This window comes from Streptomyces sp. NPDC047453 (genome assembly GCF_040643155.1).
Classification (GTDB): domain Bacteria; phylum Actinomycetota; class Actinomycetes; order Streptomycetales; family Streptomycetaceae; genus Streptomyces.
Genome location: NZ_JBEYTS010000024.1, coordinates 1 through 20,629, shown reverse-complemented (window position 1 = coordinate 20,629; position 20,629 = coordinate 1). Strand labels below are relative to the sequence as shown.

Below are 20,629 nucleotides of genomic sequence, written 5' to 3'. Positions count from 1 at the left end.
TGACCCACTTCTCAGCCCGCGGGTGCCCGGAAACCGGCTCTGACCTGGGATGCGACAAGCCAAGACAAGCGACAAGCCGGACGACAAGGACTCGGTGTTGAGCGAGGGCTTCGCCAACGGTGTGGTGTGCGTCGTGCTGGCCGGGCAGTAGGGCCCGGGCGGCGGCGAGTTGCTGCTCGGCACGGCGTACGGACCCAAGTCCGTGCACGACGCCGGATGGGCACAGTTCGTCAGCATGCTGGAGTACAAGGCCGCCAAGCACGGGCGGACCTTCGCCAAGGTCGACCGGTCCTTCCCGTCCTCGCAGCTCTGCTCGGCCTGCGGGTTCCGGGACGGGCCCAAGCCCCTCCACGTCCGCGCATGGACGTGCCAGAACTGCGGCACCATCCACGACCGGGACCACAACGCAGCGAAGAACGTCCTGTTCGAAGGACGTCGGGTCGTCGCCGCCGGACGGGCGGAGACGCTAAACGCCTCGCCGAGCGCAGGTAAGACCAGGACTTTGGTCCCGGCACAGCGCGTTGAAGCAGGAACCCACCGAGACGGTCAGCCGGCCGTGGCAGGAATCCCCGTCCTTCAGGGCGGGGAGGACGTCAAACCCAAGACGGCTCCTTCCGAGCTGTCGGCTATGAGGCTCGGCCTTGATCAGTACGGTCAATAGCGTTGGCTCAGGCGATGGTGCGCCTGGGAGTCGCCACCCACGCTCCGGGATTTCGTCCAGTCGTCGGTGTGCCAGGGCGCCGGCGTCAGAGTCCCGTCCGTGGACATGCTTGCCGGCGGTTGGGGATTGTCCTCGATGCCGTCCTGGAGGACATCCGGACCCGGACTGATGTCACACACACCGTTGGACGAGCAGCCTTCCGAGGTGGGTGCCGTACCCGCCGTCGCGGGTGCGAGCCTGCCGGAGACGACGACGGCTACGCCGACGGGCCGGCACGCATCTCGGAGGCGGCGTCAGATCCGGCCTCCGGGCGTACGACGTCAGCGGGAGTGGCCGAGTTGGGCGAGGGCGTGGTCCAGCATGTCGACGAAGAAGTCCACCGCGGTGGCGTCGATGCACAACGGCGGCTTGATCTTCAGGATGTTGAGGTGGTCACCGGTGGGCTGGACGATTACGCCGAGGTCGAGCATGCGGTCGCAGAGCTCGGCGGTCTCTTCCGTGGCGGGTTCCAAGGTGACGCAGTCCCGGACGAGTTCGAGGCCGAGGTAGAGGCCCGAGCCGTGGACAGCGCCGATGATGCCGTAGCGGTCGGCCAATGCCTCAAGCCGGCTCTTCAGACGGCCACCGACGCGCACCGCATTGCCCTGGAGATCCTCATCGCGCAGGGTGTCCAGGACGGTGAGGCCCACGACGCTGGAGACCGGGCTGCCGCCGGTGGAGGAGAAGAAGTAACCCTGGTCGCGGTACCGGTCCGCAACCGACTTGGACGTGATGACGGCGCCGAGGGGGTGCCCATTGCCCATGGCCTTGGCGACACAGACGACGTCAGGGACGACCTGCTGCTGCTCGAAGCCCCAGAACCAGTGACCCAGGCGGCCGTAGCCGACCTGGACCTCATCGGCGACGGCCAGACCGCCGTGGCGGCGGACCGCCGCGTACACCTCGGCGAGGTAGCCGTCGGGCAGGGCCACTCCACCGGCGTTGCCGTAGAAGGTCTCGCTGAGGAAGGCTCCTGCCGGGCGACCGGAGGCGGCCAGCTCGTCGATCACCGCGGCGGCTTCGGGCCCGTAGCACACCGCATCTGCCCCGCGGTGCAGGCCGCGATAGGAATTGGGCGAGTCCACGGTGTGGACCCAACTCGGCCGGGTTGCCAGGGCGTTCGGGTTGTCCTGGAGGGAGGTGGAGATGGCGTCGGAGGCGTAGGTCCAGCCGTGGTATGCCTCTCGCAGTGCGACGACGTCGTGCTGTCCGGAGGCACCGATGGCCAGCCGCAGGCCCAGATCCACTGCCTCGGAACCGGAGTTGACCAGGAACACCGTGTCCAGGGACTCGGGCAGCAGGGCGGCGAGGCGTTCGGTGAACTCCACCACCGAGGCGTAGTGGAATCGCGAGTTGGTGTTGAGCCGTCGCAACTGCCGGGAGACCGCCTGCTCGACGCGGGGGTGCGCGTGGCCCAGCGGGGTGACGTTGTTGACGATGTCGAGGTAGGAGCGGCCGTCGGTGGAGAGCAGATGGTGACGCCAGCCACGCTCGATGCGGGGAGGTTCGGCGTAGTAGTGCTCCTGCACGGTCGCGAACACGGCGTCACGTCGGTCGAGCAGGTCCCTGTCCTGCGCACGGCCGGCGGCCCGGAGACCGATGAGCGGGGCGGGGTCTGCGGTGAGCGCGAGCCAGCCAGCGGCGTATTCGGGGCGCACTGACGGAGGGACGGAAGGGCTGTCGGCGTTGCGCAGCGCGAGGTGGAGCGAGGTTCCGGTGGGGAGATGGGCGAGGTCGTCGCCCGCCTGGACCGTCGAGCCGGTGGAAACCACTGGGTGAACCGTGCGGGAGAAGGTCAACGTCAGTGCCTGCGGGCCGTAGGTGATTTCCACACGGCCCGGTGCTGTGGCGAGGACCTTCCCCGCGGCGGGGGCCTGCGCCACGACCGGCCGGCCGAGCCACAGGTCGATGCCGGTGGGCACCGTGGGAGCGGAAGCGGCTGACAATGCCGGAGCCTGAGTGAGCCGTGGATGCGCGTACCGGGTGGCCACCGCGGCTGCTCCGTCCACGAGCGCGGCGGCCGAGAGCCGGTCCTCGGTGCCGGCTTCGAGCCAGGCTCCGTGGTCCATGGAGTCGGCGCCGGTGGACAGGTCGAGGAGGGTGATGTCGTCGGCGGCGAGGCCGCGCAGCAGGAAGTGCGCCGGTGAATCGGAGTGGGCAGACACGTCGGCCAGGCCGATCGCGTCCTTGATGAGGTGGACCATCACTGGAAGGGGCAGGCGGGTGGCCTGCTCGAATATGTGCCACTCGCGGTCGAGCGCGGCCTTGGCGTAGGTGTTGTCCTCGTCGACGGCGGCCTGGTGCCGCCCGCTGGCGACCAGGCCGGCCGCGCGCAGGACCACGAGCGGCCACAACGCCTCCGCCTCCTCCGGGGAGAGCGGCCGAACGGCGTGGAAGGCCCGGACGGCGGGCAGCACGTGATGGGGCTCGACCCCGTCGTGGTGGAGCATCGAGGAGAGCGACACGGCGAGTTCGCCGACCGCCCAACTCGTGGTCACGTCACCGAAGTCGATGACTCCGTCGGGCATGGGCAGGCGGCTGTCGGGAGAGCAGATGAGATTGTCGTCGGTGAGGTCAAGGTGCACCGCCTGCGACGGCAGCGCGGCGGCAAGCTTCTGGACCCGCGCCCAGGCGTCGGCGGTCGCGGCCTGAACGGCGGCGCGCCGTTCGGGCTCGTCGATGTGCTCTGCGAGCTTGGCGACGACGCGGTCGGCGTGCCGCAGGTCCCACTGGAGAACGCGCTTGAGGCCCGGGTGGTGGAAGTCGCGCAGGGCGGTGCTGACCTTTCCGGCGATCGTGCCCATGGCCGCCACCGTGCTCGGGGACAGGTGCCGTGGTCCCGAGAGCGGACCGCCGGGCAGGTATCGCATCAGCCGCGCGATGGCCGGTCCGCTCTCGGTGTCCACCGTCGTGCACTGCGGTGAGCCGTCGGGGCGACGCAGGACGGTGGCGACGCGCAGTTCTGGGTGAGCCGCAGAGATCACGTCGGCGGCGGTGTCCTGGGCTTCGATCTCCGTAGGGCCGAAGGCGGGGTTGGCGATCTTCAGAATGGCCAAGGCCGTGCCATCGTCGCCGTGCAGCAGGAAGTTGGCGTCCTGCTGGCTTCCCAGCGCCTGCGCACGCACGCCGATGCCAAGGTGTCGGGTGCCGATGTGCTCCGCCTGAGCCAGTGTCACCTGGGGTGCGGGGAGAGCGCCTTGAGCGAAGAAGTCGATGGTGCGGTACTCGTCGTGCGGCATGCGGGATTCCTCGGCTGGTGGGTGGAGCGTGGTGTGGGCAGGCCCGGCGCGGATGCTCGGATGCCTCTAGTCGACTTCCCACAAGAAGCGGTGGGTGTGAATCGCGAAGTAGGGGAAGGCCTCCACCGATGTGACGCCCTCGATGGCCCGTACGACGTCGTTGATGAAGTCCAGAAGATCACTAGGGCGGCCGCGTACGACCTCGGCGAACAGGTCATAGCGGCCAGAGGTCAGGACCGTGTACACGACTTCGTCATGCCGGGACAGTTCATCGGCCACCGCGCGGGAATCGCTTTCGACGCGCAGGCCGAGGAGCGCCACCGTCTGCTGGCCCATGGTCATCGGGTCGGTCACCCCGACGATCTGGACCGTCTTGGTGTCGATCAATCGCTGCAGCCGGTGCCTTGCGGCCGAGGGCGACAGTCCCACCTTCGGCCCCAGCTCGGCGTAGGGGATGCGACCGTCGACCTGCAGCTCCCGCAGGATGGCGCGGTCGATGTCGTCCATGAAGGACCCCCCACGTCAGGTGCATGAACGGCAAGTCGTGTAGTCGTTTCAAGCACGATGACGGATTATCCCGCTCGAATCAAGTGTGCTGACGACAGAATCGAGCGGATCCTGGCTCGCAGGCTCTTGTGGGCGCGTCGAAGCCCTGTCAGGTTCCCGGCCATGCCGACTGGCCAAGCCGACGCCGGCGGGCGCCGGGAGTGCCGAGCGCATGGACGCCCATGCGGCCGGCGAGCAGCAGTCGGTCGCGGTCATCGAGTTCGGCGATCATCGTGTCTGGGGTGACGTCATCGCGCCGACGTCCGACTCCAGCGCTGAAGTCCGCCGCATCACAACCCCACCAGATCGAGGGGGGAAGAGGGGTCAAGCTTCACGTGACCCTTTCCGGGGTGGCGGCTCCCTGGATTGAGGCTTCGCGGTCCCCTGTGGCACTTGTTGATTGATCATGACGGTCGGCTCTGTCCGCCGTTCTCCTCTCTCTCGCCCTGGGCGCCGGGAAGCGCTGGCGGGCCGCCAGTGTCTGGCGCGGTTTTCGCTACCATCTCGGCGAGCCTCTTGCAGGCCTGTTCGATCTTTGCCTGGGTCTGGTTTCGCTCGGTGATGGCCGCGGCGAGCAGCAGTGCGGTCAGCGCGGCGGCGCCGTTGAAGGCCTGCAGTGAAATCATGTTGGTGATCAGCGTGTGACCGGCGAACGGGCCTGTCCTGCGGGTGACGGCGAGGATGGCGAAGGTGGATACGGCCAGCGCGCAGGGCGTGGCTCCGGCGCGCTGGAAGCGGAAGGCTGCCCAGGTCAGCAGCGGGAAACCAAGGAAGAGCAGCGGCGCGCGGGAGGTTTGGAGGAGGCCGACGACGATGGTGGCCGCGACGAGCAGCGATGCCTCCGCCCATCTGGATGGTGGTGTGTCCTTGGGCCAGTGGCCCGAGCGGAGGACGAGCAGCAGCGGCGCGACCAGCAGGACGCCCATGGCGTCGCCGGTCCACCAGATCCACCAGGTGAGCCAGAATCCGCCGGGGGGCAGCGCGTGAGCGTGGTGCAGGGTGCTGCTGCCCACGGTCGCGCTGATGAGCATGCCGGTGAAGGCGCCGAGGAAGACCAGTGCGAGGGCGTCCTGGAGGCGGTTCATCTGGGTGCGGAAGCCGGTGCGGCGAAGGAGCGCGTAGGAGATGAGGGGTGCGAGTGTGTTGCCTGTCGTGATGGCGAGCACGGCGGGGGTTGACGGTCCCAGTGGGATGTTGATCAGGAGGGCGCCGAGCGCGATCCCGGGCCAGACCCGCAGGCCGATCAGGAGCAGGCCGGCCAGGGCGATGCCGGTCGGCGGCCACAGCGGCGTGACCTGGCCACGCACGAGCTGCTGGAGGAGTCCCAGCCTGCCGGAGGCGTAGTACAGCGCAGCAACGGCGACGATCTGCAGGGCCCGCAGGCCACCGCGCCGGAGCCTGTCGCGGCTCGCAACAGTCATCGGGAAGTCTTCCCCTCGGCCTTGCTCCGTTGTCCATCGTCCGCTGGCCCTGCCGGATCCACCACACCAGGCGAGCCGCCGGGCCAGTGTGCATCCTTCGGGGGAGCGACCTGGCCGCCATCGTCGGCAGGTCGCGTTGCTGGTGGCGTCACGCTTCGGCTGGGTCGGAAGCCACCCCTGCCACACCATCGGACCGCGCACCGCACGCCGGCGGAGGCAAGAGACCGACGAAGCCATGAGCGAGCCCGGCCCGTGGGCGGTCTGATCGCAGCGGTCTTCGGTCGGGGAAGCGGAACGGGAGGGAAGCCCGCGCGGCACCGGTCAGGTTCGTGCCGCACGGGCGGTCAGCGGGAACGCTCCCCGGATACGGTGATGCGGGTGATCGCTTCGAGCGTCAGGGCGCGGTCGTGCGGCTGGCGCGAGAGCGCTCGGTGCAGAGTCAGCCCTTCGATGAGCGCGTCGAGTTGGCGGGCGGTGTCCGCGTCGAAGTGCTTCTCCAGATGGACGCGACTGCGGCGCATCCACTCATGCGTGAGTTCCCGATAGGCGGGCTGGCGAGCGGCGAGCGTGTACAGCTCCTGCGTGAGTACCAGGTCGCGCCCGTCGCCTTCGGACAGCGAGTGGACGAGGTCGGCCACCGCCTGCCGGGCCTGGCCGGGGTCGGCCGGAACGGAGAGGTGGTCGTCGAACACGGCGACGATGTGGTCGGTGAACCGACCGAAGGCTTCACGCAGCACCTCGTCCATGCCGCTGAAGTGGTAGGTCATGGATCCCAGGGGGACACCGGCGCGCGCGGCGACCTTCCGGTGGGAGACGCGGGCGATGCCTTCCTCGGCGATGAGGTCGAGGGTGGCGTCGAGGATACGTGCGCGGCGCTGGGGGTCGGTGTATCCGGTGGCCATGGCGGCAGGCTCACAGGCTCCGCACCACGCGGGCGGGGTTGCCGACGGCAACAACGTTCGCGGGCACGTCCCTGGTGACGACGGCGCCGGCGCCGATGACGGAGTTGTCTCCGATGGTGACTCCGGGCAGGACGATGGCGCCGCCGCCGATCCACACGTTGTCGCCGATGGTGATCGGCTGGGCGGCTTCGAGCTTGTCGCGCCGCGGCTGCGGCTCCAGCGGATGGGTCGGGGTCAGCAACTGGACGCCGGGGCCGATCTGGCAGTCCTCGCCGATCGTGATGGCCGCGACGTCCAGCGCCGTGAGGTTGTAGTTGACGAAGGTGCGCGCTCCGACGGTGATGTTGCTGCCGTAGTCGACGTGCAGCGGCGGACGCAGATGGGCCTGCTCACCCAGGAAACCGAGCAGTTCGCGCAGCAGCGGCTGTGCGGCGTCGGAGTCCTCGGCGTAGGCGGCCTGGTAGCGGGCGGCCAGGCGGACGGCTCGCTGCTGGCGGCGGGCGATCTCGGGATCGTCGGCGATGTAGAGATCGCCCGCCTGCATGCGCTCCAGGTTCGTGCGCGGATCCTGTGCCGAGTGGTCCATCTGCATGCGCGTCACCCTACCTCTACGAGTGTACGAACGTACACTCCCGCCCGGTCAGGCAGATGGGGCGACTTGCTCGGTGCGCAGACGCGCTCCGACCGCCCGGAGGAGATCCTGCTCACGCGGGGGTATGACGCCGTCCGCCCGGGGGCCCACGTTGAGCAGCAGATTGCTGCCGGCAGCCCAGGCCCGTCGTACGGTCGACTCCAGCTCATCCACCGTCTTGTACGCGTCGTCGTCGGGTACGTAGCCCCAGGTCCTATTCATGGTCAAGCATGTTTCCTTGGGCCCGTCGAGCACGGTTGCAGTGTTGAACCCAGCGGTGTTCTCGCCAGGCAGGTCGTTCTCGAATCCTTGGACATCCTCCCCAGGTGGCAGTGGGACGGACTTGCGGTTGTTGAGGACCACGGCATCGGGCTGGAGCCGGTGGACGATGTCATACAGTTCGGGATAGCCGTACTGGCCCCCGGGAGCAAACCAGTCTCGGTGGTCCGTGTGCCAAGACGATCCGGGCCAGTCACCGTCGAACCAGACCTGGGCGAGTTCGCCGTACTGAGTGCACACCTCCTCGACCTGGCCGTGGAGGAACACCAGATAGTCCTCCCACGCCATCCTCGACTCAGTGCGGAAGCGGAACGCTGGATGGTGCCAGTCGATCAGTGACACGTAGGCGCCAAGCTTCAGACCTCGTTCTGCACAGGCCTGGGCCAGTTCGGCCAGCGCGTCACGGCCGAACGGTGTCCTGGTGATCTTGTAGTCGGACAGTGCCGTGTCGTAGAGGGAGAAGCCGTCATGGTGCCGCGTCGTGACCGTGATGTAGCGCTGCCCCGCCTCCTCGGCCAGGTTCACCCAGGCCTTCGCATCGAAGCCTGGCGCTGTGAAGTCATCCGCGAGGCGGGAGTACTCCTCCCGGGATGTGCGGGCCTCGAACATGTTCCACTCGCCCAGTCCGTGCAGTGTGTACAGTCCCCAGTGGACGAACATGCCGAACCGTGCTTCGCGGTACCACTTGAGGCCACCTGCAGAGGCCTGGAGTGCTGCCATGTGATCCTCCTCAGTCCTGGGCCCAATTCCGTTGGTGATCTGCCCGTAGTTCGCGCCGTTGACCCGTCGGGCTGTTGGCCGTGACAGCGAGCCGCTTCCAACTTGGCTGAGAGTCTGGCCAGTTGGCGCCGGGGTGGTGTCCAGGGAGAGATGAAGCTCCTGGGAGATGGGTTTGTCGACCAAGATCAACCTGCGGCCGCGTGAAGAGGGCTGACGCCGCCGGCTCACGCACCGCCCGGGTCGTACGTGGCCGCCCCGAGCGGGACGGCCGCGTACCGGACCTGGGTCCGAAATCCGGAGGTGCCGGAAGGCGAGCCGAGGATGGTCGTCCGGTGCGTGATTGTGCGCGGATCCCGCGACTTTACGTCATCTTCACGCACCGACCCTCTTGTAGCAGCCACACCCCACGACTACCTTCGTCCAATCAATCTGCCCCAGGAGGCGGCTGTGCGCCGAATATCGGTCATTCTTGCGCTGGTCCTCGCGGTAGTCATCGGATCTCTGGGCGGGCAACCCGCGCTTGCAGACGGGTCGGCAGCCGATCCGCCGCCTGTTGTCCCGAGACCGACGGCCTGGAGCGGTCTGGGCGGCTCCGTCTCCCTCACCGCCGACTCGCGGATCGTCGTGGACCCGCGGGCGCGCTCGCGCACGCGGACCCAGGCGGGCAGCGCGGAGCTGCCGGGACCGGCCCGGCAGACGGTGCAGGAACTCGCCATGACGCTGCGTGCCGAGATCCAGCAGGTCACAGGGCTGCGGCTACGCGTCACGAGCGATGAGCGCGATCCGGCCGACGGCGACATCCTGCTCGGGCTGGCCGACGACACCGCGCTCGGCGCCGAGGGCTACCGGTTCGCCAGCTCCGGCGCGATCCGTGTCGAAGCAGCTTCCACCCACGGACTGTTCTACGGAACGAGGACGCTGCTCCAGATGCTGCGGGCCGACCCGCAGCACCGGGCCGTACCGCGCGGCCGCGGCCTCGACCGGCCCGCCCAGCAGGTGCGCATGGTCATGCTCGACGCCGGTCGCAAGTACTGGCAGCCGGACTACCTCGAGAATCTCATCCGCAGGATGGGCTACCTCAAGCTCAACACCCTGTTCCTGCAGTTCTCGGACGCGGAGGGCTTCCGGCTGTTCAGCCGCAAGTTCCCGGGGCTCGCCGATCCCGCGCACAGCTACGACCGCGCCGACATCGAGCGGCTGAAGGCGGTGGCCGCCCAGCAGCACGTGCAGTTGATGCCGGGCATCGACGTCCCGGGACACGCGACGGTGATCAGCAACGCGTTCGGGATCGGTTTCGGCGACGGGCCCGACCCGTGCACCGGGGCGCACACGCACTCCCACCTCACGCCGGACTGGATCCTCGACCTCACCAACCCGCGCACGCTCCAGGTGACCCGGAGCATCGTGGACGAGTTCGCGGGCTGGTTCGACGCGCCGCTGTTCAGCATCGGCGCGGACGAGCTGCCCGGCCAACTCGCCAACTGCCCCCGGCTGAAGCGGTACCTGGACGCCGATCCGACGGTCACCACGATGGGCGACGCGCTGAACGCGTACATCAACGCCCTCGACGACGTCGTGACCCGCCACGGCAAACGCACCGCGGTCTACAACGGCTCCGAGCACCTCGCCGCACCGCAGCAGTCGGTGCACTCCTCGGTGGTCTTCCTCACCTGGGAGGGGACAGGGACCGCACCTGTGATCCCGAACCACGACGAGATCGCCATCGGACCCTTCTACGTGACGCCGAACAACTACCACAACCTCTATCCGAACGAGTCCTGGATGTACGGCGGTTGGACGCCGAGCACCGCCTCGGACATGCTCGGCTCCGGGCTGATGAACTGGGCCGACTACAACTTCTGGGCCGCCGACGGCTACTTCGAGCAGAACATGGCCGCGGGCCGCGCCATCCTGGCCGACCGGGCATGGAACGCCTCGGCCCCCACCGACACTCTGAGCGACTTCCGTGCCCACGTGGCCGAGATCGGCGACCCGCCCGGCGTGACGACCGCGCCCGAGCCGCCCAGGACCGGCGACGGCCGCCCCAGCCACCACTGGACCTTCGACTCCGCGCCCTACCCGAGTGGCTGGACCTACGCCAGCCGTCCGCCGAACACGATCATGGCTGAGGACCTCGCTGGTGACCTGCCCGGTACCTCGTACATCATCAACAACCCGACGCTGATCAACGACGGAGTACGCGGCCAGGCCTTCCGGTTCGACAGCGACCGCGACGGCGTGGGATTCGGCGGTTTGGACGTGGCTGAGCCGTGGACCGTGTCGACCTGGGTCCGGCTCTCTGGACGCACCAGCGACCAGGTGCTGCTCAGCTCGCGCACCGGCGCGCTCAAGCTCCAGCAGTACGGCACCGGCAAGGTCGGCTTCACCCGCTACGGAGTAGCCGACTACAGCTTCGACTACACCCTGCCCCTCGGGAAGTGGGTCCAGTTGACCTGGGTGACCGAACCCGGGCACACCACGCTGTACGCGGACGGCACGCGCGTGGGTACCGTCGACGCCTCCGTGCCGCTGCCGCTGCGCTCGATCGGCACCCCGCAGGCAAGCCTTCGCGGAGACCTCGACGAGCTCTTCACCTGGGACGAAGCACTTGATCCCGGTCAGGTCCAGGCCCATTACGCCGACTACCGCCCTTGACCGCGAACGTTGACGAACAAGGAGGAACCATAGTGATCCGGCAACATGACAGACGCCGTGGACGCCGCACAAGACGCACCGTCGCCAGTTGCGCGGCCGCGCTGGCTGCCATCGCCGCCACCATCGGGGCCTCGCCCACGGCGAGCAGGCCCGGACAGCAGGCGGTGACGCAGCCGCAGCCCGACTACGAGCCCACGGTCGCCTCGCTCAACAGCCACCCCACGCCCCGGTGGTTCAACGACGACAAGTTCGGCATCTTCATCCACTGGGGCGCCTACTCGGTGCCCGCCTGGGGCCCACGCGGCAGCTACGCCGAGTGGTACTGGAACTACATGAACTCTCAGGGCAGCCCCACGAACGCCCACCACCGCGACACCTATGGGGCCGACACCCCCTATGACAGCTTCATCAACCAGTGGAAGGCCGAGAAGTTCGACCCGGACGCCTGGGTCAAGCTGTTCGACGATGCGGGCGCCAAGTACTTCGTGCTGACCTCCAAGCACCACGAGGGTGTCGCCCTCTTCGACAGCAAGGTCAGCGGCCGCGACACCGTGGACCTGGGACCCGGGCGCGACCTGGCCGGCGATCTGTTCAAGGCCGCGCGCAAGGACGGCAAGCTCAAGACGGGCTTCTACTACTCGTTGTACGAGTGGTACAACCCCTCGTACACGGGCAAGCCGGTGCGCAATCCCTACACCGGGGCCACCGTGCCCTACACCGGAGCGCCGCAGGTCGCCGACTACGTCGACGACTACATGGCGCCGCAGATGCGCGAGCTCATCGACAACTACGACCCCGACATCCTCTGGTGCGACGGACAGTGGGAGAAGCCCGCCTCGTACTGGAAGACGGCGCCCGTCATCGCCCACTTCTACAACCAGGCGAAGGACCGCGCGCAGCCAAAAGACGTCGCCGTGGCCAACCGCTGCAAGATCCAGACCGGTGAGCTGGACAGCACGGAACTGGACTTCCAGACGCCCGAGTACACGGTCAAGCCCGACATCGACCCGGTCAAGTGGGAAGCCAGCCGCGGCATCGCGCACTCCTACGGCTACAACCAGAACGAGACCGAAGCCGACTACTTGACCTCTGATCAGCTGGTGGACTCGCTGGTCGACATCGTCAGCAAGAACGGCAACCTGCTGCTCGACATCGGACCGCGCGCCGACGGCACCATCCCCGAACTCCAGCAGCAGCGGCTCCGGGACATCGGCGCCTGGCTGAAGACCAACGGCGAGGCCATCTACGGCACGACGTACTGGAACCACGCCGAGGAACCCGCCGGCGGTGACAACGTCCGCTACACGGTCAAGGACGGCGCCCTCTATGCGACCGCGCTCAGCTGGCCGGGCGACCACCTCACCCTCGGTCCGGACGTCCCGGCCGACCACAGCACCCGCATCACGCTGCTCGGCTCGGACGGAGCGGAACTCCCCTGGCACCGGGACTCCGCCGGACGCGTCGTTGTCGACACCCCGGCCGCCGGTCCCGCGGCCACCAGCAGCAAGTACGCCTACGTCTTCAAGATCAGCACGCCAGGCGTCCACACCCTGCTGCGTACGCGCGCCGATCTGCCGAAGGAGGTGCATCCGGGCCAGACCGTCCAGGGGACGCTCGATGTGACCAACACGTCCCGCAGCCGGGCACCGCAGACGGACATCACCCTCGACGCACCGGCAGGCTGGGCCGTCACCCCCGGCACGATCCGCGTCGCCCCGCTTCAGGGGGCGGGCGAGAGCCGGATCCCGCTCACGGTGACGGCACCCTCCGACAGCGCACCGGGGACGTACCCGATCAAGGTCACGCTGCGCAACGGGCGCCTGACGACGACCGCAACCCTCCAGGTGACGGTGGCGTTGGAGAACCTCGCCCTGGGCCGGCCCGCGACGCAGAAGTCGACGGCCTGGGACGCACCCGCCTCACGGGCCGTGGACGGCAACACCGACGGCAACTTCTCCGCCAGGTCCGTGACGCACACGGCGGAACCTTCCGACCAGGCCTGGTGGCAGGTGGACCTCGGCACCGCATCCCGCCTGTCCACGGTCGACATCTGGAACCGCACCGACTGCTGCGCCAACCGGCTCCGGGACTTCTGGGTCATGACATCGGACCAGCCCATCACGGCGGACCGCCTGGACGCGGCCCGGTCCACGCCCGGCGTGACGGCGGTCCACGTCACCGGGCAGGGCGGACGCCCCACGTCCGTGCAGCTCCCGGAGGGCACCACCGGCAGGTACGTCCGCGTCCAACTCGCCTCCTCGACCGACCCGTTGTCGCTCGCCGAGGTCCAGGTGCGCGGACGGCCGGCAAGCTGACGAAGGAGGGATGACCCAGGCGCCGTGTCCTCATCGCTCGTCGGCGATGAGGACACGGCGCGCGGTGACAGCGCCGAACGGACCGAGGCCTCGCTCCCGCTGCCAGATGTTCGGCCGCGCGGGATTCGAACTTCTACGCAAACGAATCCTGTTGGCGTGACCGAACATCACGGCCCCGTGTGAACGCCAATCCGCCCGCCTGTGTCTGCCGCCTTGCCCTGACGTACACCGGACCCCCATGTTGAACGCGTTCAAAAAGTAGGGCTACGCTGATGCCGAGCGGAGCCGAGGGGGTTCGATGAAGGTAGTGCTGCCCGGGGGAACCGGACAGGTGGGCACGATTCTCGACCGTGCACTGACGGCGGCCGGCCACGAGGTCACGGTGGTTACCCGGCGTCCCGTGCGGGCGCACGACATCGCATGGGACGGGGCTACGCTCGGCCGCTGGGCCGCGGCGATCGACGGCTGCGATGTCGTGATCAACCTGGCTGGGCGCAGCGTCTCCTGCCGTTACACCGCCGAGAACCTGCGAGCCATGATGGACTCCCGGGTGGATTCGGCGCGCGTGGTCGGCGAGGCGATCGCCGCCGCGTCGCGGCCACCGCGCGTCTGGCTGCAGATGAGTACGGCGACGGTCTACGCCCACCGCTTCGACGCGGCACACGACGAGGCGACCGGGGTGGTCGGAGGCTCGGAGGCCGGAGTGCCGGACTACTGGGCGTACAGCGTCGAGATCGCGGAGAATTGGGAGCGGGCGCAGGCCGAGGCACCGACTCCCGCGACCCGCAAGGTGGCGCTGCGCTCGGCGATGGTCATGAGCCCGGATCGGGGCGGTGTGTTCGACGTACTGTCGCGGCTGACGCGACTCGGGCTGGGCGGGCCGGTGGCCGGCGGCGCGCAGTACGTCTCCTGGATCCAAGACGAGGACTTCGTGCGAGCGGTGGAGTTCCTGATCTCCCGGGACGACCTCGAGGGGCCGGTGAACCTCGCCTCGCCCGGCCCCCTCCCGCACCGCGACTTCATGCGGGCGCTGCGCACGGCCTGGGGCATCCCGGTGGGGCTGCCGGCGACGCGCTGGATGGCCGAGCTGGGGGCTTTCGCGCTGCGCTCGGACACGGAACTGCTGCTCAAGAGCCGTCGAGTGGTGCCGGGTCGGCTGCGTGAGGCCGGGTTCCCCTTCGCGTATTCCGAGTGGGAGAGGGCCGCTACGTCCCTCGTACGGCGGGCCAGGCTGGTTCGTGCGGCCTCGAGTCGGGCCCGTGAATCCAGCCACGCCGGGTAGACGACCACAAGAAGTGGACCAGAACCTGACAGGACTCAAGCCGGGCCCCATGAGTCCCCAGAGGGTCCGGGACCCGAAGCAAGACCGGGAAACGCCGACGACTCCTACCGCGGCGCGTCGGTACGCCTACCGCCTTTTCGTTGGGTGCTTGATTCGGCCAGCCTGCGGCAGCGGGCCAGGAGCGTCGCCGTCCTGCCGCAACTCGGCGTCCGCAGATGGGGGATCACGCGAGCGAGTCTGTCCCAACCCTGAGCTAGGACGGTCCGCTTGAACAGCGAGGGCTTGAACACCCGCCGTCCGGCGGGAACACACGCGTGGTGGAGCAGATCTCCTGGGTGAGAGAGCCGCCGCCGCGCCGCCTCCACATGGCACGGGACGACGAGCAGGGCGGTGGCGAGCGCGGAGGTGAACGCCTGCCTTGCCTGTTCCGGGGTGACCTTCGCCAGGGCGTCCAGCCGTGTCGGCGCGTCCTGATAGTCGACCCCGAGCAGCAGACACGCGGCCGCTTCGCCGAGTTCGGAGGACGCCGACCGCGGGTCGAGCCAGACCTCGCGGAACCTGGCCAGCTCCTCCGCGAGTTCCTCCTCGGTGACTCCGGCGCTCGCCATCCGCAGGGCCTTGGGTCATCGAGATCGCCGTGGAAGGCCAGACCGGGACCGGGTGCGTCGGCCGGGAACCAGGCCGGGCCCGCCTTGAGTACCGGGCCGTCCAGCGGCAGCGCGGACAGGGCCTCGCAGACCCGGGTGAGGAACTCCGCCACCTGCGCTGTGCTCCCCGAAGCGGTGAAGTCCGTGAGGGAGAGCGTGACCGACGCGTTGTGCTCGTGATGCAGCCGCGGCAGCGTACTCATCGCCAGGTGCTCGACGAGATGAGTTACTCGCGAGCCGGCGGCAGCAACGGCCTCGCTGTCTCCCACAGTCCGTCCGGAACGATCCATCCCCACCGTCCGCTCCCCATGGCCGGCACAACTGCCAACTGACCATGTAGGACGCGGCCTTGAGCCCGCGATTTCCGACGCATCACACTGGCCGCCGGGCGACGCCCGTTCCGTCCGACCTGCCCGACCCGTCGTACTCCCAGAGTCGGCGGGCCGGCTGTCGCCGTTGCGACATGTCCCACCTGTGCCACAGGAATCTCGTTGCTGCCCGAATCGCTCGCGCTAGAACAGGTGGAACCCCCGAAGCGAATCGGAAGGTCTCACCTTGTCTCACATATCCCGTCGAAGACTGGCCGCGATCGCGGCCGGCGCGATCGTCCCAGCCGCGCTGGCGCTGCCACCTGGGGAAGCATCGGCGGCCCCCTCAGGTCGCCAGGTCAAGGTGATTGTCGAGTTCGACGGCCCGACTGCCACAGGCGTCGTCGGCCCAGCCGCGGTGGCGCGCTCACACGGCAACCTGACGCAGGCGGCGAGGCGTAACTTCCACGCCGAGTACGCGGGCGCCAAGGCCACCGTCGAGCGTCAGCAGGATGCCGTCATCAGCCGGCTGAGCGCGGCCGGCGTCAAGCTCAACAGGCATCATCGCGTCACCGGAGTGCTCGACGCCGTCGTGGCCGAGGTCGACCCCGCAGCGCTGTCGAAGCTGCGAAGCACCCCCGGCATCTCGCGGGTCACCGTCGACGCCACCGCGCACATCCTCAACGAAGCGAACATCCCCGCGACCGGAGCGCCCCAGGTCTGGGAGAAGACCGACGCCAAGGGCGCCCACGTCAAGGGCGACGGCGTGACCGTGGCCGTGATCGACACCGGCATCGACTACAGCCTCCCCGACCTGGGTGGAGGCTTCGGACCCGGACACCGTGTCGTGGACGGCTACGACTTCGTCAACAACGACAACGACCCCATGGACGACAACCTCCACGGCACCCACGTGGCCGGTACCATCGGCGCGGGCGGCGCGAACCTCACCGGGATGGCGCCCGGCGTGACCCTCACCGCATGGAAGGCGATGGACCGCGGCGGCAGCGGCACGATCGCCAACCTGCTGCTGGCCCTGGACGCCGCCACCGACCCGCTCAGCGCCCACCCGGCCGACGTGGTCAACATGAGCCTGGGTATGCCTGGCGACGGCGCGGACCCGGTCGGGCGCGCCACGACCGCGGCCGTGCAGCAGGGCACCATCGTCGTCGCGGCCGCGGGCAACGCCGGCCCCAACAGCCAGACCATCAGTACGCCGGCCGCCGCGCCCGGCGTGATCGCGGTCGGTGCCGATATCACCGGCGTCAGCGTCCCGACCCTCACCCTCGACGGTGACACCCCGCGCAAGCTCGACGTCACGCGATTCCCGCTCTCGGCAAACGCGCCATCAGGTGGCATCAGTGCCAAGTTGGTTGACGTGGGTGACGGCTCCGAGGCGGGGTATGCCGCCGCGGGAGATGTCACCGGAGACATCGTCGTCATGCGGAGCTACCCGGTGACGTCTCTCGGCGATGTGCTCGGCTACCACCTCGCCCAAGCCACGATCGCCGAGCAGCACGGCGCCGCCGGAGTACTGCTGTACGGCACGAGTCCGACCGACCCCGGCCAGGGCGGCGGTATCTTCGGGCAGACCCGCGTGCTCGACAACGGCGGATTCGACCTGCGGCGCAAGAGCCTGGTGATGATGAACATCTCCTCGGGGCTCTACCAGACGTTCAAGAAACAGGTGCTCGCCGGCACCGCCAAGGCCACCATCGGGTCAACCGACCAGACAGACAAGCTGGCGGGCTTCAGCTCACGGGGCCCCAGCGATGCGATGACGCTCAAGCCGGAGATCGTCGCCCCGGGCTTCGAGATCATGTCCGACATCCCGTCGTCGTTCGACGTCGACGGCAATCAGTACCGCAGTTCTGGCACCTCGATGGCCTCGCCCCACGTCGCCGGCGCGGCGGCACTGATGGTCCAGGCGCATCCTGAGGAGACGGCCACACAGGTCCGCGCGGCGCTGATCGGCAGCGCCCAGCCCCTGGCGTCCAGCGACGCCAAGGCCTCGCCGTCGGCTCAGGGCGCAGGCAAGCTCGACGTCGCCGCAGCGGTCGACCAGCACGTCACCGCCGCCCCCGACGCCGTCTCGTTCGGCCTGGCCGACATGTCCGGCAGGGGCAACCCCACCGAGACAGTGGTCCTGCACAACAGCGCAGCCACCGCTGTCACCATCGACCTGGCCGTTCAGGCATCCGACGCCAGCACTGGGAAGGCGACCCTGTCGAAGTCCAAGGTGACCGTCGCTGCGGGCCGCGACACGTCGGTGGAGCTCACCGTCAACCCCACCATCGACACCACCGACGGCGAGACCTCCGGCGTGCTGGTCGGCACCGTCTCGGACGGCACGACCGTCCGGGTGCCGTATGCCGCATACGTGCGTCCGCTCCAGATCCAGGCGACTCCTTCGCCCGCCACCGGGCAGAGCCAGGTCTTCGTCTACTCCCCGATGGCGCCCGACGGAGCGATGACGCTCACCACAACCGCGCCGTCCGGCGCCGCGTCCACGACCTCGCTCACGGCCGTGGGTGACAACCCGGGCTGGTTCCGCGGAGCCGTGCCGCTCGGCGAGGTCGGCACCTACCGCCTGCACGCCAAGACGACCGTCGGCGGCCGCACGCTCACCGGCGACGCGGTCATCCAGTCCGAGCGGAAAGACCAGCCCGGCGACTGGGAGCAGGTCGGCCTTCTCGGCACCGGCGAGTCCGTCGCGATGTCGCCCGGCGCTCCGGGGACGGCGCTCGCGACGGCGCCGACCGGGGTCAACCCCTTCGTGACCACCGACTACGGCAAGACCTGGACCCGCGTCCGGAGCATGCCGGTCGCCGACGGATGGGGGATCCCGGTGGCCGACACGTCGAAGCCGGGCGGCTTCTTCGTGGCGCTCAACAGCGCTGCGGGAAGGGCGGTGTTGGACCCGAGCTATCACGGACGCATCGTGCACACGCCCGACGCCGGGAAGACGTGGACCGTGCTGCCGTTCCCCGACGTCGCGATCAGCAAGCTGGTCGGCCACCGGTCGGCCCTCGCGGCGATCGTCGACGACGGGGCCTACCTGAGCACCGACGCCGGGCAGACATGGCGCCACATCCCCGCCAGCTGGGCCGGTAACGTCACAGGCGCCGCCTTCTCCGGCAGTGACCTGCTCGTGTCGACCTCCAACGGCATCTACCGCGTGGCGGACGCGGCGGGCGGCGGTACCGAGGTCGTCCGGACCTTCACACCGAAGGGTTCCTCCCAGTTCGTCAGGACCATGGCTGCCGACGACAACGCAGCAGTCGGGGTCGCTTTCAATGGCAACGCGATCGTCTCGTCCGACCACGGGGCGACGTGGACCGACAAGGGCCCCAGCGGACAGGGCTACGTCACGTCCATGGCTGCCGTCGATGGCTCCATCTACCTCAACGGGCTGAGCTCGTTCAGCACGAGCACGGACGGTGGCGAAACCTGGACGTCGCACCCACTGCCGGTGCGTGGCCCGGTCGCCATGGACGTCGACCACTGGCCGGGCCGCCCCGCCAGCGATGTGCTGATGACGATGGAGGGCGCCGGGCTCTACCACACCCAGGACGCCACCACGTGGACCAAGTCGGGCATTTCCGCAACCACTGTGACCGGTGTCTCGGTCGGCACCGCCGGTGACGGCAGTCCAGTGCTGCGCGCGGTGGACGGCGAGGGCATGCACGTGCGGGCGCTGAGCGCCCTCTCCGCTGACGCCCAGGACTGGGGGTCCATCGGCCACGAGGGCCTGATCGGCGCGCAGTTGAGGCAGGTCGCGCAGTCGCCCGTTGGTGACCGCAAGGTGTGGGCGATCGGCAACAACGCCACCGGTGGCGCCGTGATCAAGACCGGCGGACTCGACGCGACCGACGCCAACCTCACCAAGGTAGGACCGAAGGCCGAGTTCACTCCGTTTGCGCTCGCAGTGTCGCCCATCAAGCCGCAGACCGTCGCGGTTTCCTACGGCACCATCAGCGACGCCGGGTTCATGGTCTCCCACGACGGCTTCGCCACCTGGCGCACCCACGCCGACGGGCGGCGGATCAACCAGATCCTGTTCGACCCCACCAACGTCGACCGGATCTGGCTGGCAACGGATGACGGCCTCTACCGCACCGACGACGACGGCGAAACCGAGAAGCAGCTCACCACCACGCCGGTCAAGTCGGTGTACGTCGACCCCGCTGACCCCAGCCACGTGGTCGTTGGCAAGCAACCAGGCGTCGCCGTCAGCTTCGACGGAGGGGCGACCTTCGCCGACGCCACGATTCCGGACTCGTACGCCAACATGGTCGCTCTCGTCGGCGTGACGGTACCGGACGGGCCGAAGGCCGGTGCGCCGCTGCTGGTCGCCGGCAGTGCGGCGTGGCGACCGCACGGGCTCACGGCGAACGGGTCAGGAGCATTCGTGAGCGCCGACGGAGGTCGGACCTGGACGCCGGCCGGCGCCGGTCTCAACGCCATGTCGATCCGCTCGCTCACGGTCAGCCCGGATGGGAAGGCCGTCTACGCCGGCACCGACACCGGTGGCGTCCACCGCACCAGCACCAGCGCGTTGGTGCCGCCGGATGTCGTCGTGACGCGCACCACCCTCACGACGCCGGCGCCCATCAAGGTGGGTGACAAGCCGAAGATCTCGGTCCAGGTCACCTCCGCCGGCAGCGGGCCGGTGAACGGCACCGTTGTCGTCCACATCGTCCGGCAGGGCGGCGGGGCCTCGTACTCCGGCATCGTCAAGCTCGGCGGCGGCAAGGCCGACTACCGTATGCCGGCCATCGCCACGGCGGGCACGTACGACGTCGTCGCGACCTACCAGCCGACCGGCTCCTACGCGACGTCGACCGGGACCACGACCTTCGTGGTCAGCTAGCGCGCCACGCCCTCCCAGGCCGATCCGGTGCTGGGAGGGACGCGACCCGTGGCCCCCCGGCCCGGCCCCCGGCCGGGGGGGGGGGCCCGCGGCGGGAGTGGGATCAGGATG

The 20,629-nt window shown here is 69.0% G+C and carries 13 protein-coding genes; 5 read left to right on the top strand and 8 right to left on the bottom strand.

Features of this window, described 5'->3' with window-relative positions:
• Positions 1-202: 202 nt before the first annotated feature.
• A complete protein-coding gene (locus ABZ818_RS21530; protein ID WP_361416762.1) occupies positions 203-661 on the top strand; it encodes a zinc ribbon domain-containing protein in 459 nt (152 codons plus the stop codon).
• Positions 662-981: 320 nt separating this feature from the next.
• Here the strand turns inward: ABZ818_RS21530 and ABZ818_RS21525 are convergent, their stop codons facing one another.
• From ABZ818_RS21525 to ABZ818_RS21495, 7 genes are all read right to left on the bottom strand, one after another.
• Positions 982-3,939, bottom strand: coding sequence for an aminotransferase (locus tag ABZ818_RS21525; RefSeq protein WP_361416759.1), 2,958 nt, complete (start codon positions 3,937-3,939; stop codon positions 982-984).
• Between the two features lie 66 nt (positions 3,940-4,005).
• The gene (locus ABZ818_RS21520; protein ID WP_361416756.1) at positions 4,006-4,446 is read right to left on the bottom strand and encodes an Lrp/AsnC family transcriptional regulator; all 441 of its coding nucleotides are present in this window, start codon (positions 4,444-4,446) and stop codon (positions 4,006-4,008) included.
• A gap of 148 nt (positions 4,447-4,594) precedes the next feature.
• Positions 4,595-4,717, bottom strand: coding sequence for a hypothetical protein (locus ABZ818_RS21515; RefSeq protein WP_361416753.1), 123 nt, complete (start codon positions 4,715-4,717; stop codon positions 4,595-4,597).
• 172 nt (positions 4,718-4,889) lie between these two features.
• Positions 4,890-5,906 (bottom strand): MASE1 domain-containing protein, encoded by a 1,017-nt coding sequence (locus ABZ818_RS21510; protein ID WP_361416750.1) that lies wholly within the window; start codon positions 5,904-5,906, stop codon positions 4,890-4,892.
• Positions 5,907-6,250: 344 nt separating this feature from the next.
• Positions 6,251-6,808, bottom strand: coding sequence for a TetR family transcriptional regulator (locus ABZ818_RS21505; protein WP_361416747.1), 558 nt, complete (start codon positions 6,806-6,808; stop codon positions 6,251-6,253).
• Positions 6,809-6,818: 10 nt separating this feature from the next.
• Positions 6,819-7,400, bottom strand: coding sequence for a sugar O-acetyltransferase (locus ABZ818_RS21500; protein WP_361416744.1), 582 nt, complete (start codon positions 7,398-7,400; stop codon positions 6,819-6,821).
• A 48-nt stretch (positions 7,401-7,448) separates the two neighbouring features.
• Entirely contained in the window at positions 7,449-8,438 is a 990-nt protein-coding gene (locus tag ABZ818_RS21495) for an alpha-L-fucosidase (RefSeq protein WP_361416741.1), read from the bottom strand.
• Between the two features lie 447 nt (positions 8,439-8,885).
• Between ABZ818_RS21495 and ABZ818_RS21490 the strand changes: the two genes are divergently transcribed.
• The 3 genes from ABZ818_RS21490 to ABZ818_RS21480 all read left to right on the top strand — a co-directional run bounded on the left by ABZ818_RS21490 (position 8,886) and on the right by ABZ818_RS21480 (position 14,690).
• Positions 8,886-11,093, top strand: a complete 2,208-nt coding sequence (locus ABZ818_RS21490) for a family 20 glycosylhydrolase (protein ID WP_361416738.1) — start codon at positions 8,886-8,888, stop codon at positions 11,091-11,093.
• Between the two features lie 32 nt (positions 11,094-11,125).
• Positions 11,126-13,408: an alpha-L-fucosidase gene (locus ABZ818_RS21485; RefSeq protein ID WP_361416735.1), complete on the top strand. Its 2,283-nt coding sequence runs from the start codon at positions 11,126-11,128 to the stop codon at positions 13,406-13,408.
• 298 nt (positions 13,409-13,706) lie between these two features.
• Positions 13,707-14,690: a TIGR01777 family oxidoreductase gene (locus ABZ818_RS21480; protein WP_361416732.1), complete on the top strand. Its 984-nt coding sequence runs from the start codon at positions 13,707-13,709 to the stop codon at positions 14,688-14,690.
• Positions 14,691-14,794: 104 nt separating this feature from the next.
• Here the strand turns inward: ABZ818_RS21480 and ABZ818_RS21475 are convergent, their stop codons facing one another.
• Positions 14,795-15,298, bottom strand: a complete 504-nt coding sequence (locus tag ABZ818_RS21475) for a hypothetical protein (RefSeq protein WP_361416729.1) — start codon at positions 15,296-15,298, stop codon at positions 14,795-14,797.
• Between the two features lie 594 nt (positions 15,299-15,892).
• Here ABZ818_RS21475 and ABZ818_RS21470 point away from each other — a divergent pair.
• Positions 15,893-20,518 (top strand): S8 family serine peptidase, encoded by a 4,626-nt coding sequence (locus ABZ818_RS21470; protein ID WP_361416726.1) that lies wholly within the window; start codon positions 15,893-15,895, stop codon positions 20,516-20,518.
• The last annotated feature ends 111 nt before the right edge of the window (positions 20,519-20,629 follow it).

Coding starts and splice junctions, on each gene's coding strand:
- ABZ818_RS21525 (WP_361416759.1), bottom strand. CDS start 3,939: ATGCCGCACGACGAGTACCGCACCATCGACTTCTTCGCTCAAGGCGCT.
- ABZ818_RS21520 (WP_361416756.1), bottom strand. CDS start 4,446: ATGGACGACATCGACCGCGCCATCCTGCGGGAGCTGCAGGTCGACGGT.
- ABZ818_RS21515 (WP_361416753.1), bottom strand. CDS start 4,717: ATGATCGCCGAACTCGATGACCGCGACCGACTGCTGCTCGCCGGCCGC.
- ABZ818_RS21510 (WP_361416750.1), bottom strand. CDS start 5,906: ATGACTGTTGCGAGCCGCGACAGGCTCCGGCGCGGTGGCCTGCGGGCC.
- ABZ818_RS21505 (WP_361416747.1), bottom strand. CDS start 6,808: ATGGCCACCGGATACACCGACCCCCAGCGCCGCGCACGTATCCTCGAC.
- ABZ818_RS21500 (WP_361416744.1), bottom strand. CDS start 7,400: ATGCAGATGGACCACTCGGCACAGGATCCGCGCACGAACCTGGAGCGC.
- ABZ818_RS21495 (WP_361416741.1), bottom strand. CDS start 8,438: ATGGCAGCACTCCAGGCCTCTGCAGGTGGCCTCAAGTGGTACCGCGAA.
- ABZ818_RS21480 (WP_361416732.1), top strand. CDS start 13,707: ATGAAGGTAGTGCTGCCCGGGGGAACCGGACAGGTGGGCACGATTCTC.
- ABZ818_RS21475 (WP_361416729.1), bottom strand. CDS start 15,298: ATGGCGAGCGCCGGAGTCACCGAGGAGGAACTCGCGGAGGAGCTGGCC.